Source organism: Streptomyces sp. NPDC030838 (assembly GCF_055572035.1).
On the sequence record NZ_JBVIED010000001.1, the window covers coordinates 1,525,250 to 1,538,769 of the forward strand.

Genomic DNA, 13,520 nt, shown 5'->3' on the forward strand with positions numbered 1-13,520 from the left:
CTGATCGCTTGGGTTCTGCAATGTTGCCTTCCCGCTGCGACCGGCACGACGGTCGGGCCACCAGCACTTCGAGCACAGAACGTGAACGTTAACCATCCAGCAGCTGACTACCCAGCACGGAGGTAGGTAGTGCCATGAAGCCGAACACCGATCACTGGTCACGCCGCAGGTTCCTCGCCATGACCGGCGCGGCAGCTCTGGGGGGTACGGCCCTCAATCTCGTCGGAAGCCTCCCGCGGGCCACCGCGGCGGCCGACGTGGTGTCGTACGTCGACACGTCGAGGTCCACGTACGACAAGCTCGTGCTGATGGTTGACGGGAAGCCCTTCTTCCACAGTGGGGTCCAATTCCGGTACGAGAAGCACAAGTACACGTTCGGCTGGACGGACGCCCAGTTGAAGCCCGTGCTACGGATGATCCGCGACGACGGATTCACTGTGGTGAACATCCCGATCTGGTGGTCGCAGGTAGAGACCTCGAAGGACACCTTCGACTGGACCGATATCGACCGGTACCTCGCCTGGTGCGGCGAATACGGTCTCAAGCTCGAAGTCCTGTGGTTCGGCAGCGACTCGACCGGTTTCTCCATGGCGCCCCGGTTCCCGTCCTACGTGCTCAACGACTACCAGCTGGTGCTGAAGTCCGACGGCACCAGGCTGGAGCGGAACGGCCACCACCTGCTGGACAAGACCGACCCGAACCTGCTCAGCCGGGAGAAGTACGTACTCGGCCGGCTCATGGCCCACATCGCCTCCGCGGACACCCGTCACACGGTCATCGGGGTCCAGGTGCTGAACGAGCCGAACGTGGCGCAAATGCAGTGGGGCGCATCCAGCGACCGGAGCTACAGCGCCTACAGCACCAGCAGATGGAACAGTGGCGGGTACACCGACGCGGCGCAGTTCCGCAAGGACGTGCTGCTGGATTACCTGAATCAGTTGGGGCAGGTGGTCAAGCAGTCGGACCACTCGGTCTACACCCGGGTCAATGTCGTCGGGGATGCGCTTCCGATCACCGAGAACGAGGCCCTCCGGAACCAGGGGAAGTCGTTCATCGACTTCTTCGGAAGGGACCCGTACACCACGAGCAACGACGCGATCTACTCCTACGGGACGCACAGCTTCTGGGCCCAGGGAAAGAACTTCCCCATGATCATGGAGAACTTCGCAGGGCACACGGCAGCGGACATTCACAAGTTCAATGCCCTCGCCGGAAACACCGCGTTCAATCTGTACGCCGCCCTGGACCCGGACTCCAGCACCGGCAGCAGCGATCACGGCCTGTACGACTTCAACCCCACCACCAAGGTCGTCACCCGCAAGGCCGTCTCCGACAAGGTCGCCGCCCTCAACCGCATGCTGAACAAGATCAGCCGCGACCTGGCCGGCAAGAGCCCGGTGGAAGCCGGCGGTACAAACCTCCAGACGTTCAATCGCAACGCCACCACCAGCGTCAACGTCACCAAAACCCTGGCCGGGCTGAACGTCGACTACATGACATCGAGCAACGGACAAGGCATCGCCGTCAAGCGCGGTGCGGCCGAATTCGCCCTCGCCAGCACGGCCCGGGCCACATTCACGCTGCCGGGAACCATCGGCGTCGTAAGGTCTGTCGAAACCGGCCACTACGACGGAAATGACAACTGGGTGAGGGCCGGCGTCAAGGCGTACAGCACGGTCTCCGGGGGCATCGCCATCGACATGGCGGCCGGCGAATGCGTGCGGGTCGCCTACCTCGCCAGTGGCGCGACCTACAAGATAAGGAACTCGTCCTCGGGTCTGTACCTCGATACCGACCTGAACGGTGTGGTCACCCTCGCGTCCGCGACCACCTACGACGACCAGGACTGGATCGTCGCCAGGGATTCGTCCGGATCCTGGACCCTCAAGAACGTGAGAACGGGGCGCTTCTACCTGGAAACCGGCTCCAGCGACAACACCGTCTTCTGGAATTCCGGCACCATCTCGGACAGCGCGCTCTGGGACATGGAAGGGGTTGCCGGGGGCGGGCTTCGCGTCAGGAACAACCATGCCGGAAGGGCCTACCTGTACGGGACCTCCGCGGGTGACGTGAGGTGGAACACGGGAGCACAGGACTCGAACACCGTCTGGGAGTTCCAACCGAAGTAGACGGCGCCCTGAGGGCCATCCGACCAGGAGGGCGTACGGTTCCTCGTCCGTCACAAGGACGCTGTACGCCCTCCTGCCGTCGCGAGTTCCTTGTACTCGTGCAGTCAACTACCCGTCGCTAAAGCGACGGGCTTGCACAACGGGCATCACTGGCGGTGATGCTGCGTTTGCGTCCAGCCCCACCCCGCTGACGCGGTGGTGGGGCAGGGGCCGTTGGCTGGGCCCCGCGTCGCCACAACTCCCATGCGCGGGCAACGACGCCGCAGGACCGGCACGCGAACCAGGCCTGGGAGACCCGGTTCGCCTTGTCGACGTGCCCGCACTCGGCACAGGTGCGCGAGGTGTACGCCGGATCGACGTACACCACCGGCACCCCCGCCCGGCGGGCCTTGTACGCGATGAACTGCCCCAGCTGGGCGAAAGACCAGCTGGAGTGGGTGGCCCGTTGGGGCTTGCGAAGCCGTACCCGTTCGCGGATGCCCGTGAGGTCCTCCAGGGCGATCCCGCGACCGGTGCTCCCCCACGCTCGGCTTCGCTCGCGCGGGAGGTGCCCCCATCGCCTCGGCCACCACATGTTTCGCGATCTTGTGGTTGATGTCCTTGGCCCGCCGCGCTTCGTTGCGCCGCCGCTTCTTCAGCCTGCGTTTGGCGGACGGGGTGTTCTTCTTCTGCAGCTTGGTGCGAAGCCTGCGCTCCCGGGCCCGGACGCGGTTGAGCTCGCGCCCGGCCATGATCTCGCCGTCGGAGGTGGTGGCGATGTTCACGATGCCCAGGTCGAGGCCGAGGAAGTCCACCGGATCGGTGTTCAGGGGCGGCTCGGGTACGTCGCAGGTGGCGTTCAGGAACCGCATGCCGTCCCGGCACACCAGGTCCGACTCGCCCCTGCGGTACAGGGCCAGGGTGGCCAGCTGCTCGGGTGCGGCGATGAACGCCACGTCCTTGATCCGCCCGGCCGTCGTCCAGACCGAGATCCGGCGTTCGGCGATCTGCCAGGACAGCATCCGGTCGTCGTAGGGCTGCGCCCCATCCGGGCGGAAGGCGATCGGCTTCCCGGTGGCCCTGCGGTACCGCTTCGAGCCGGGTCTCCCGAGGTTCCCGGCCTTCAGGTTCGCCTTCAGCGTCGCGTAGGCGTCGCAGGCCTTCTTGATCACGTGCTGGGCGGCCTGGGCGCCCAGGTTCCACCGCGCCTTGGCCTCGTTGTAGGTGAGCTTGCGCAGCGCGAAGTTGTTCTTCACATCCTTATCGAAGGCCACCTCGCTGACCCAAGTGGCCGCCTCGTTGCAGGCGCGCAGGGTCGCCTCACGGGACAATCCCCCGCCAGCCCGCAGCCGCTAGTGGGCCTCGGCGCGCAACCGGCGGGCGGTCTACGTGGAGGCGATCGAGCGACTGGGCCTCGAGTCCTACGGCGTGGTCGACGGGGACTGGTCGATGCGCTCCGGATACGAGGCCGCTCGGGACCTGCCCGCCGACTCCGGTGTGACGGCTGTGCTGGCCGCCAACGACTACGTCGCCATGGGCGTCATCCGCGGGTTCCAGGACCGCGGTACGCGAGTGCCCGAGGACATGAGCGTATTCGGCTGGGACAACGAGGAGTTCACCCAGTACTTCTCGCCGGCCATCTCAACGGTGCACACCGACAAGGAAGAAGTCGGCCGCCGGGCGATGCTGTCGCTGCTCGCCCTCCTGCGCGGCGAGCCCGGGCCGGTGGCCGAAGTCGCCGATCTGTTCCGCATCATTCCGCGAGAGTCGAGCGGCCCGGCCCCTCGCCAGGGTGCCCCTCGACAAGTCCACCGTCGGGCCTGAAGTCCCCTCACAGAGGGCGACTTCACTGTCGAATGTGAACGATCACTGCGCCAACTCTTGACCGAAAAGGTGATCGTTCACTACGTTCAGGCTGCCGCCGCGTTACATCGGCGAGCGCCGGGATCATCTGATCAGTGCCGTTTCCCTCTTCGACCGCACGACCACGTGTGCACGCCTGGGCTGGGCGGGTCGAACCGACCTTCTTCGTCAGCGGTTCCAAGACCCGGCGTCGCGCCCACGGCACCACCCGAGCTTCTACGAAAGAGCCACATGACTGAGTACAGCCAGCCCGTGAGGGTGGCGATCGTCGGCGCCGGAAACATCGCCGACGGCTGCCACATGCCCGCCGTCCAGGCCCAGAGCGGCGAGGCCACCGTCATCGCGGTCGTCGATGTCGACCAGCAGCGCGCCGAGGCATTCGCCGCCCGCTGGAACATCCCCGCCGCCTACGACGACCTCGATCGGATGCTCCAGGAGCAGCGCCCCGACCTGGCCATCGTCTGCACGCCCCCGATCGCCCACGGGGAGGCCATCACCGCCTGCCTGGACGCCGGTGTGTGGGTGTGGTGCGAGAAGCCCCCCACGCTCTCGGTGGCCGAGTACGACGTCGTCGGTGCCCACGAGCGGGAGGGTGGCCCGTACGTCTCCTATGTCTTCCAGCACCGCTTCGGTTCCGCCGCCCGAGCCCTGCGGGAGCACATCCGCACCGGCAGCCTCGGCGCTCCCCTGGTCGGCGTCTGTCACACCCTGTGGTACCGGGACGACGCCTACTTCGAAGTCCCCTGGCGCGGCAGGTGGGAGACCGAGGGCGGCGGTCCCACCATGGGTCACGGCATCCACCAGATGGACCTCATGCTGGCCCTGATGGGGGAATGGACCGAAGTCCGCGCCGCCATGGGCACGTTGGCCCGCGACGTGGAGACCGAGGATGTCTCCATGGCCATGGTCCGCTTCGCCAGTGGCGCCATGGTGTCCCTGGTCAACAGCCTCCTCTCCCCCCGCGAGACCAGCTACCTGCGCTTCGACTTCACCGAGGCCACGGTCGAGCTGTCCCACCTCTACGGCTACGACAACTCCCACTGGACGTGGACCCCCGCACCCCACCGGGCCGGCGCCACGGCCACGGAGCTGGGAGCACCGCTCGACGACGAAGCCAGTTCGCACGCCGCGCAGTTGCGCGCGCTGCTGCGGTCGCTACGCGCCGGGGAACGCCCCGAGGCCAGTGGCGACGACGGCCGCCGCGTCCTGGCCTTCATCGCCGCCCTGTACGAGTCGGCGACGACCGGACGCCCCGTCACCCCGGACGTGATCGCCCCGGCCAACCCCTTCTACCACTCCATGAGCGGTCGCCCCGGCGCCGCCCAGGACAACGCCGTCAAGGAGAAGACCGGTGTCTGACACTCGCTTCACGATCGACCACGACGACGCCGGGACCCAGTTCGTGGTGTCGGCTGCCGGCACCGACCTCGCCACGTACGTGTACCGGCCGGACACCCCGCTCGAAGAATCCCCCAAGCCCTACCTCTATCCGCTGAGGACCCTCTCCGGCGCGCCCGTGGGCGTCTACCGGCCCTGGGATCACCGCTGGCACAAGGGCCTGCAGATGACCTGGTCACATCTGTCCGGCGACAACTTCTGGGGCGGGCCCACCTTCGAACAGGGCGCACCCGGCCACGGCTACGTCTGGCGTGAGAACCACGGCTGGCAGGTGCACCGCGCCTTCGACCGGCAGGACGTTGGCGGCAGCGAGGTCTCCGTCATCCAGGGGCTGGACTGGATCGCCTCCAGCGACGAGGTGTGGATCGACGAGACGCGCACCCTGCGCTTCCACAGCGCAGACACCGACGACGGTGTCTGGGCGCTGGACTTCACCACCGCCCTGACCAACGTGCATCACGAGCCCTTGGAGATGGGCAGCCCCACCACGCACGGCCGCCCCAACGCCGGGTACACGGGTCTGTTCTGGCGCGGTCCCCGGGCCTGGACCGGCGCGGACGTCATCGCCGACGGGGGTCATGAGGGCGACGCCGTCATGGGCACACGGGGGGCCTGGGCGGCCATCACCGGCGAGCACGACGAGATCGACGGCGGCGCCACCGTACTCGCCTACGCCGGCACCACCAGCGCCGCCGCCCCGCTGACGTGGTTCGCCCGCAGCAGCGCCTTCGCCTGCCTCAACCCGTCGCCCGCCTTCGACACGGAGATCAAGCTGGAACCCGGTGAGACCCTGTCCCTGAGCCACCGCTTCGTGTTCCTCGACCGCATGGTTGATCGCCGCGAACTCGAGGCGACGGCAAGGGAGTTCGCACTGTGACCTCCGTCCCCGACTTCCCGGGAGCCGTGGGACTCAGCCAGCTCCAGGTGTATCCCTGGCCCACGGCGGACGACGAACACGGCGGCTCGCCCCACATGCACCTCACCTGCGCGGAGTGCTACGTCGTCGTCAGTGGACGCGGCCGACTGGAAACCCTCAACCACCAGGGGCACACGACGACCGAGCTGCACCCCGGAGACACGGTCTGGTTCACCCCGGGCACGATCCACCGCGCCGTCAACGACGAGGACCTCCGCGTGATCGTCGTCATGCAGAACAGCGGCCTCCCAGAAGCAGGCGACGCGGTCATGACCTTCCCGCCTGAGTACCTCTCCCCCGAGACCTACCCGGACGCGGCCTCGCTCCTCGACGCCGACGGCATCCCCAGCCCCGAGCGCGCGCGGGCTCGCAGGGATCTGGCTGTCGAAGGATTCACCGAGCTGAAGCGGCAGTGGCGGCGAGGGAACCGCTCGGCGTACGAGGACTTCTGCGCGGCAGCGGTGCGGCTCGTCCAACCCCGGCTGGACACCTGGGAGAAGACAGTCAGCGACGGTGCGCTGGCTGCCGCGCACATGGCACTACGGCAGATCAACGCCCTGCGAGGCGACGACTTCGACTACCTGTTCGACGCAGAGGTCTCGCGTATCGCGCAACCACCCCAGCAGACGCTGGGTATGTGCGGTTTCCTGCGCGCCTACCATCCCACCCACCGCGAAGGGTCCGAGCGATGACACCGAACAAGCCCGGGCTGCCCCGGCGGGCTTCCTCACCGCCGCGACCGCTGTCGTAGGATCCGTCACCGTCGATCAGGGGGGAGCCGTCGGCAGTGGTGCCGTCGTCATTCACTACGCTCGTGAAGGGTCGTGCCCTCAGAGAGCACGAGACGGCCGTGATCAGTCGGTTCCACCCGGACGCGTCTCTCACCCCGGTGAGGGCACCCGGCGGACCGGCCCCGGTCACGCACCCTGCCATGACGAGGCCACTGGCGGTGCGGCAGGCACCGCGCGACTGTGCGACTGGCTTCAGCGGAGGTCAGGTGATGCAATGGTCATGGGCGGTTTGAGCATGACAACATGGTCGGGGTTCGCTTGGCCGTGGTGCTGGTGAACCTCGAATCAGTAGTGCATGGGCGCCTGAGGCGCTGGAACAGGCGCTACGGGACCTGAGATCCGCCGTCCGCTGATCACCGGCTCCACGTGCGAGGGGATCAGAACGTGGTCGCGGCGGCTGAGGCCGGTCTTCGAGGCGTCCTCCGAGACGGAACGGTGCGAATCCATCAACACGCTGCTCGCGGATGGCGCGCGCAGCGTCTACCTGACCACGCACGACGGTTTGCGGCCGCACCTGCACTTCACCCCGGACGGCCAGGATCTGCACAGCCGCGTGAAAGCCGTGACAGCCGGCGGCCTGGCCATCTTCACCATGGAGGCGAGGGAGGGCGGCTGGGCGTGTGTGCGCTGGACTCCTGCCGGACAGCCTTCGTCGACACCAGCCGCAACGGCCGCCGTACCTACTGCTCCGCACGCTGCGCCAACACCGATGCCGTACGCCGTCACCGCAGGAAGTAGCACGTGGCGGTCGGCTCGAGGCAGGACTATGCCGGGACCAGTGCCACGACGATCGGGACAGCGGCGATCCCGAGAAGCGTCTGCGTCGCGGTGATCCCGGCCATCAGCGGTGCGTCGCCACCGAGTTGCCTTGACAGGACTTTCGACCCTGGCCGCCGGGCCCCCGGCGAACCGGCAGGCCGGTCAGGGGTCGGTGGGGCCGCCGAGGCCCGTCAGGGCGCCGACCGGGTCGGGGTCCGGGGTGCCGCGGGGCCACCAGTCGTCCGCGCCCGGCTCCGACTCGTAGGCGTACCAGAGTCCGTCGCGGCCGAGGCGGAGCTGGATGTGGCCGCGGGGGTGGGTGAGGCGGTTGCGCCAGGGGCGGAAGGCGGGGAGGTCGGCGGCGAGGAGGAGCGGGCGGGCGCGGTCGAAGCGGCCCGCAGGCGGGTCCCAGGGCTCCTCGAGTGCGGCGAGCCCGTCGAGGCCGCCCTGCCGCCAGGCGGCGACCGCGCGGGCCAGCTCGCCGGGGGTGCGGCCGGCGGCCGAGGCGAGGGACGCGTACAGGCCCCGTGTGGCGGCGGTGAGGCCGGCACCGGGCCGGGCCGCGGCGAGCCGTACCGCGTCCTGCCACAGAGTCAGCTCCGCGACCGGGTCGTGGCCGGTGGCGAGCAGGGCGTGGGCGCGGGCCGCGGCGTCGGTGGCGAGCTGGTCCAGGGCGAGCGGGTCGGGGCCGCCGGGCGCCGCCGGGTAGGCCGGGGGCTGCTCCGGGTGCGGGGGCACCGGCAACGGCCTGGGCAGCGGCGGGAGTGCGCGCGGGGCGAGGGCGTCGGCCGCGCGGACGCCGGGCAGGGGCTCCGGGTCCCGTTCCCGGGCGGCGCGGGCCGCCCGCGTGGCGCTCAGCCGGGAGAGGGCGTCGAGGAGTTCGCGCTCGCCGCGGCCGCGCAGCAGGAGCAGCACGAAGGGGTCGGCGTCGAGCAGCCGGGCGGTCTGGTAGCAGAGGGCGGCGGCGTGCTTGCAGGGGTGGCCACGGTCGGGGCAGCTGCACCGGGGCTCCAGGTCGCCGGGGCCGGGCAGCAGCGGGACGTCGCCCTCCGCGAGGGCGTGCGGCATCTCCTTGTCCAGCAGCGCGGCGATGTGCCCCGGCCGGTCCGCTGCGGCGTCCAGGAACCGCTCCCAGTCCGCGTCGTCCAGCGTGCGCAGCCGGATCTGGACCCGGTACGGCCGCGGGCGGCTGCCGTGCACGTACGCGAGGACCAGGCCCGGCGTCACCGTGATGGCGTCCACCTGCCCCTGCTCGGCGTAACCACGCCCGCGGGCCAGCCGCTTGGCGTCCAGCGCGCCCTCCTCCAGCGCGGTGATCCAGGCGTTGCCCCACCAGGTCTCCGCGAACCGGGCGTCGTCCGAATGCGGGCGCGACGGGAAGGCGGCGAAGGTGCGGCGCAGGTCGCTGTCGCGGTGGGGGGAGGCCATGGAGCGGGGGGTGCGGTGGTGCGGGTCCTCGGGGTGCGCGGCGGTCCTGGGGTCCGTGTCCTCCGAGGGGGCCTCGGACGCGAAGGAGGCCTGGGGCACAGGGGCATGGGGCGCGGGGGCACTGGGGACGGGCGCATTGGGCGCGGGGGCATGGGCGTCGAGGGCCGGAGCGATGTCGCCGGTCCTGCCCGCGCCGTCCGAGTCGGTCGGCATCCGGAAGGCGTTCGCCAGGAAGGCGGCCATCTCTCCACTCGCCGCGGCCCTCCGCGAGGGCACGGGCCGGACCGGGCGCCGCCCTTCCGCAGCGCTGCGCCCAGCCCTGCCACCCTCGCGCGCCTGGGCCGCACGCTCACGCTGCTTCTCCTGCTCCCGACGGGCGGCTCGGAGCGCGTCACGGGCGACGTCGGCGGGGCGGGAGGCCGCGGTGCGGTCCGGATGTGAGGGAGACGAGTCCGCCGGGCGGGCCTGGCTTGTGGGGCTGGTAGGGCTTGTAGGGGTGGGGCGGGGATCCGCCGGGCCGGCCTGACCCGCGGGTGCGGGGCGGGGGTCTGTAGTGCGGTCCCGACCTGCGGAGCCGGCACCGGAGTCCGCCGGGCGGCCATGACCGGTCAGGGCGGGACGGGGATCCGCCAGGCCGGCCTGACCTGCGGAGGTGCCTTCGGGCACCTCGCGCGGGGTGGCCGGGGCGTCGGGCTGCGGGGCCTCCGGGGTCCGCGGGACCTCCGACACGTCCGTCGGGTTCGCGGGGTCAGCGGCACGGCCCACGGCCGCGAGCGCTTCAGCCTCTCCGGTCTCCCGGCCCACGCTCTCCCCCGCACCCCGCCGGGCCGCGACCGCCCGGCGGAGGGCCGCGCGTGCGGCGTCGCCGGGCCGGGGTGCGCGGGGGCCGTTGGGAGTGGCTCCCGCCGGGCCGGAGGCAGAGGCACGCTCGTCGGAGGATGACGTCTCCTCCCCCGGGACGGCATCCGCCGTCGACCGGGCGGCCCTCAGGGCACGGCGCGCCATATCCGCGGGACGCGCGGACCCCGCGTCCTCCACGCCCGCTTCGTCGACGCCCGCCTCCGCGGAGCGCGTCTCCTCGACACCCGTCCGCTCGGACCGCGTCACCTCGACGCCCGCTTCCTCGAAACGCTCCTCCTCCAAGGGCTCCCCCTCGAAGCCGACCTCCTCCAGGCCCGCCCCCTCGAACGCCGCCCCCTCGAACGCCGCCCCCTCGGAGCGCGCATCCTCGGCGCCATCCCCCTCGAAACGCTCCCCCTCCAGGGGCTCCCCCTCGAACAAGGCCTCCCCCTGGAAGCCGGCCTCCTCGAAGCTCACCTCCCCGGCACCCACGCCGTCCTCGCCCCGCCCACGCGCCACCCCGCTCACGACGCCCTCCGCAGGGAGACGAGGTCGGACAGCTCACGGTCCGTCAGCTCGGTGAGGGCTGCCTCACCGGAGCCGAGGATCGCGTCGGCCAGGGCGCGCTTGGAGGCCAGCATCTCGGCGATGCGGTCCTCCACCGTGCCCTCCGTGACGAGGCGGTGGACCTGGACGGGCTGGGTCTGGCCGATCCGGTACGCGCGGTCGGTGGCCTGTTCCTCGACGGCCGGGTTCCACCAGCGGTCGAAGTGGACGACGTGGCCTGCCCGGGTCAGGTTGAGGCCCGTGCCGGCCGCCTTGAGGGAGAGGACGAGGACGGGGGTGGCCCCGCTCTGGAAGCGGTCGACCATTCGTTCGCGCTCGGGCACCGGGGTGCCGCCGTGCAGCAGGTCCACGGGGACCGCGCGGGAGTTGAGGTGAGTCGTGATGAGGCGGGCCATGCCGACGTACTGGGTGAAGACCAGCGCCGAGCCGTCCTCGGCGAGGAGGGTGTCCAACAGCTCGTCCAGCAGGGCGAGTTTGCCGGAGCGGGCCACGAGTCGGTCGGTGCCGGCCCGCGCGGGTTCCTCCTTCAGGTAGAGCGCGGGATGGTCGCAGATCTGCTTCAACGACGTCAGGAGTTTCAGGACCAGGCCCCGGCGGGCCATGCCGTCCGCCGTCTCGATGGCGAGCAGCGACTCGCGCACCACCGCCTCGTAGAGCGCGGCCTGTTCGCGGGTGAGGGGGACGGGGTGGTCGGTCTCCGTCTTGGGCGGCAGCTCGGGGACGATGCCCGGGTCGGACTTCTTGCGGCGCAGGAGGAACGGGCGGACGAGGCGGGCCAGCCGCGCCACCGCCTCCTCGTCCTCGCCGTTCTCCACCGCGCGGGCGTGCCGGGCGCGGAAGGACTTCAGGGGGCCGAGGAGGCCGGGCGTCGTCCAGTCCAGGAGGGCCCACAGTTCGGAGAGGTTGTTCTCGACGGGGGTGCCGGTCAGGGCCACGCGTGCGGGCGTCGGGATGGTCCGTAGGGCCTTCGCCGTGGCCGAGTACGGGTTCTTGACGTGCTGGGCCTCGTCCGCCACCACCATGCCCCATGGCTGTCCGGCCAGGGCCGGGGCGGCCGAGCGCATGGTGCCGTACGTGGTGAGGACGAAGCCGGCGTCCAGGTCGTCGAGGGTGCGGCCGGTGCCGTGGTAGCGGCGGACCGGGACGCCGGGGGCGAACCGCTCGATCTCCCGCTGCCAGTTGCCGAGCAGAGAGGCCGGGCAGACCACGAGGGTCGGTTCCGGGCGGGCCCGCTTCAGGTGCAGGGCGATGACGGTGATGGTCTTGCCGAGGCCCATGTCGTCGGCGAGGCAGCCGCCGAGGCCGAGGGAGGTCATGAGGTCGAGCCAGGCCAGGCCGCGCCGCTGGTAGTCGCGGAGGGTGGCGTGCAGGCCTGCGGGGGGTTCGGCGGGGTGGATACCGGCGGTCAGGCGGTCGCGCAGGGCCGCCAGCGCGCCGACCGGGACCGCCTCCACCGTCTCGCCGTCGATCTCGGCGCTGCCGGTGAGGGCGACGGACAGGGCGTCGACCGGGTCGAGCAGTCCGAGTTCGCGTTTGCGGGCCTTGCGGACGAGGGCCGGATCGACGAGCACCCACTGGTCGCGCAGCCGGACGACGGGGCGGTGGGCCTCGGCGAGGCTGTCCATCTCGGCCTCGCTGAGCGGTTCCCCGCCGAGCGCGAGCTGCCAGCGGAACTGGAGCAGCTCCTCGCTCTCGAAGAAGCCGGTGCCGTCGGTCGCGGAGCCCGGCGCGGGGCGCACCACGGCGGCGGCGGTGAGGTCGCGGGCCAGGTCGCGCGGCCAGTGCACGGCGACTCCGGCGGCGGCGAGGCGGGAGGCGGCGACGCCGAGCAGATCGCCCAGCTCCTCCTCGGAGAGCGCGAGGACGTCGGGCACGTCCTGTTCGGCGAGCCGGTCCAGCGGGGGCCAGACGCGGGCCGCGCGGCGGACCGCGAGGGCGGCGTCCACCCGGGCGCGGGGTCCGAACGCGGCGTCCGCCTCGCCCGCCCACAGGGCCGCCGCGTCGGTCACGAGAGTGGGGTCGGCGAGGCTGTGCACCTGGACGATCGCGGCGCCCGCGCGGCGCAGCCGCTCGTTCTCCCCGCTGTGCTGCCCGGTGTCGAACAGGTCGTACGCCGACAGGTCGAGGCGGAGCGAGATCCGCACGCCCGCGTCCATGCCGGCGGCGACCTCGGCGGCCCAGTCGTGGGCGTCGGGCAGGCGCTGCGGCCGGCGGTCGGCGAAGGGGCGTCCGCAGGCGTGGGGTGCGGCGGGGGTGCGGGGCAGGGTGTCCGCGACGGCGTCCAGGAAGGAGCGCATCAGCGCCTCCGGCTCGGGCAGCCGGAGTGGGCCGGTGCCGGGCAGCGGCACCGCGTGGCCCTCGTACGGCAGAGCCGCGGCGATGGCGCGCAGGTGGGCCAGGTCGTCGGGGTCGAGCGGGCCGGCTCGCCAGGCGTCGTGGCCGGTGGGCGTCAGTCCGGGCAGGAGACGGCCGCGGGCGGCGAGCCGCAGGGCATGCCGGGCGGCGGCTCCCCAGCAGGCGGTGGCGGGGTGGGCGGCGGGATCGTGCCGCGCGCGGACCAGCAGCGGCAGGGCCTGGTCGAGCGGCACGCTGAGTGCGGGGGTCTGCCTGCGGCGTACGCCGGAGCCATGGCGCCGTACGACCGTCAGCTCCGTGGGCTCGGCGGCGCGGAGGTCCGCCGGGGGGTCGCCCTCGGGGTGCCAGAAGGCGATCCGGCCGTCGCGCGGCAGGGGTGCGGGGAGGAAGACGGCCGCGAGTCCCGCGGGCACCCGCGCGTCCGTCCGCTCGGCCGCCGTCGCCGTGTCGCGCATACGTCTGGTCACCTCCCGCCCGTGCGCGTCGATCAGTCGT

Annotated in this window: 7 protein-coding genes and 2 pseudogenes; 6 read left to right on the forward strand and 3 right to left on the reverse strand. The window is 71.4% G+C overall.

All coding sequences use genetic code 11. The features are described from left to right. The first annotated feature begins 134 nt into the window (after window positions 1-134). Window positions 135-2,129: an RICIN domain-containing protein gene (locus ACZ42A_RS06820; RefSeq protein WP_468526047.1), complete on the forward strand. Its 1,995-nt coding sequence runs from the start codon at window positions 135-137 to the stop codon at window positions 2,127-2,129. Between the two features lie 118 nt (window positions 2,130-2,247). Here the strand turns inward: ACZ42A_RS06820 and ACZ42A_RS06825 are convergent. Continuing rightward, window positions 2,248-3,457 (reverse strand): annotated as a pseudogene (locus ACZ42A_RS06825) (RNA-guided endonuclease InsQ/TnpB family protein). A 28-nt stretch (window positions 3,458-3,485) separates the two neighbouring features. Between ACZ42A_RS06825 and ACZ42A_RS06830 the strand changes: the two are divergent. The 5 genes and pseudogenes from ACZ42A_RS06830 to ACZ42A_RS06850 all read left to right on the forward strand — a co-directional run. Beyond that, window positions 3,486-3,932 (forward strand): annotated as a pseudogene (locus ACZ42A_RS06830) (substrate-binding domain-containing protein); the annotation flags it as partial. Between the two features lie 270 nt (window positions 3,933-4,202). Continuing rightward, the gene (locus ACZ42A_RS06835; RefSeq protein ID WP_468526048.1) at window positions 4,203-5,330 is read left to right on the forward strand and encodes a Gfo/Idh/MocA family protein; all 1,128 of its coding nucleotides are present in this window, start codon (window positions 4,203-4,205) and stop codon (window positions 5,328-5,330) included. Beyond that, on the forward strand, window positions 5,323-6,246 hold the full coding sequence (locus ACZ42A_RS06840; RefSeq protein ID WP_468526049.1) for a DUF6807 domain-containing protein: 924 nt from the start codon (window positions 5,323-5,325) through the stop codon (window positions 6,244-6,246). The genes ACZ42A_RS06835 and ACZ42A_RS06840 overlap by 8 nt, the downstream gene beginning before the upstream one ends. Continuing rightward, window positions 6,243-6,977 (forward strand): cupin domain-containing protein, encoded by a 735-nt coding sequence (locus ACZ42A_RS06845; protein WP_468526050.1) that lies wholly within the window; start codon window positions 6,243-6,245, stop codon window positions 6,975-6,977. Before ACZ42A_RS06840 ends, ACZ42A_RS06845 begins: the two co-directional genes overlap by 4 nt. Before the next feature lie 717 nt (window positions 6,978-7,694). Further along, window positions 7,695-7,814: a CGNR zinc finger domain-containing protein gene (locus ACZ42A_RS06850; RefSeq protein WP_468526051.1), complete on the forward strand. Its 120-nt coding sequence runs from the start codon at window positions 7,695-7,697 to the stop codon at window positions 7,812-7,814. Window positions 7,815-7,997: 183 nt separating this feature from the next. On the opposite strand, the gene ACZ42A_RS06855 is transcribed toward ACZ42A_RS06850, so the two are convergent. Further along, window positions 7,998-10,268, reverse strand: a complete 2,271-nt coding sequence (locus ACZ42A_RS06855; RefSeq protein ID WP_468526159.1) for an SWIM zinc finger family protein — start codon at window positions 10,266-10,268, stop codon at window positions 7,998-8,000. Window positions 10,269-10,627: 359 nt separating this feature from the next. After that, the gene (locus tag ACZ42A_RS06860) at window positions 10,628-13,480 is read right to left on the reverse strand and encodes a DEAD/DEAH box helicase (protein ID WP_468526052.1); all 2,853 of its coding nucleotides are present in this window, start codon (window positions 13,478-13,480) and stop codon (window positions 10,628-10,630) included. Window positions 13,481-13,520: the final 40 nt, after the last annotated feature.

Coding starts and splice junctions, on each gene's coding strand:
- ACZ42A_RS06835 (WP_468526048.1), top strand. CDS start 4,203: ATGACTGAGTACAGCCAGCCCGTGAGGGTGGCGATCGTCGGCGCCGGA.
- ACZ42A_RS06860 (WP_468526052.1), bottom strand. CDS start 13,480: ATGCGCGACACGGCGACGGCGGCCGAGCGGACGGACGCGCGGGTGCCC.
- ACZ42A_RS06820 (WP_468526047.1), top strand. CDS start 135: ATGAAGCCGAACACCGATCACTGGTCACGCCGCAGGTTCCTCGCCATG.
- ACZ42A_RS06855 (WP_468526159.1), bottom strand. CDS start 10,268: ATGGCGCGCCGTGCCCTGAGGGCCGCCCGGTCGACGGCGGATGCCGTC.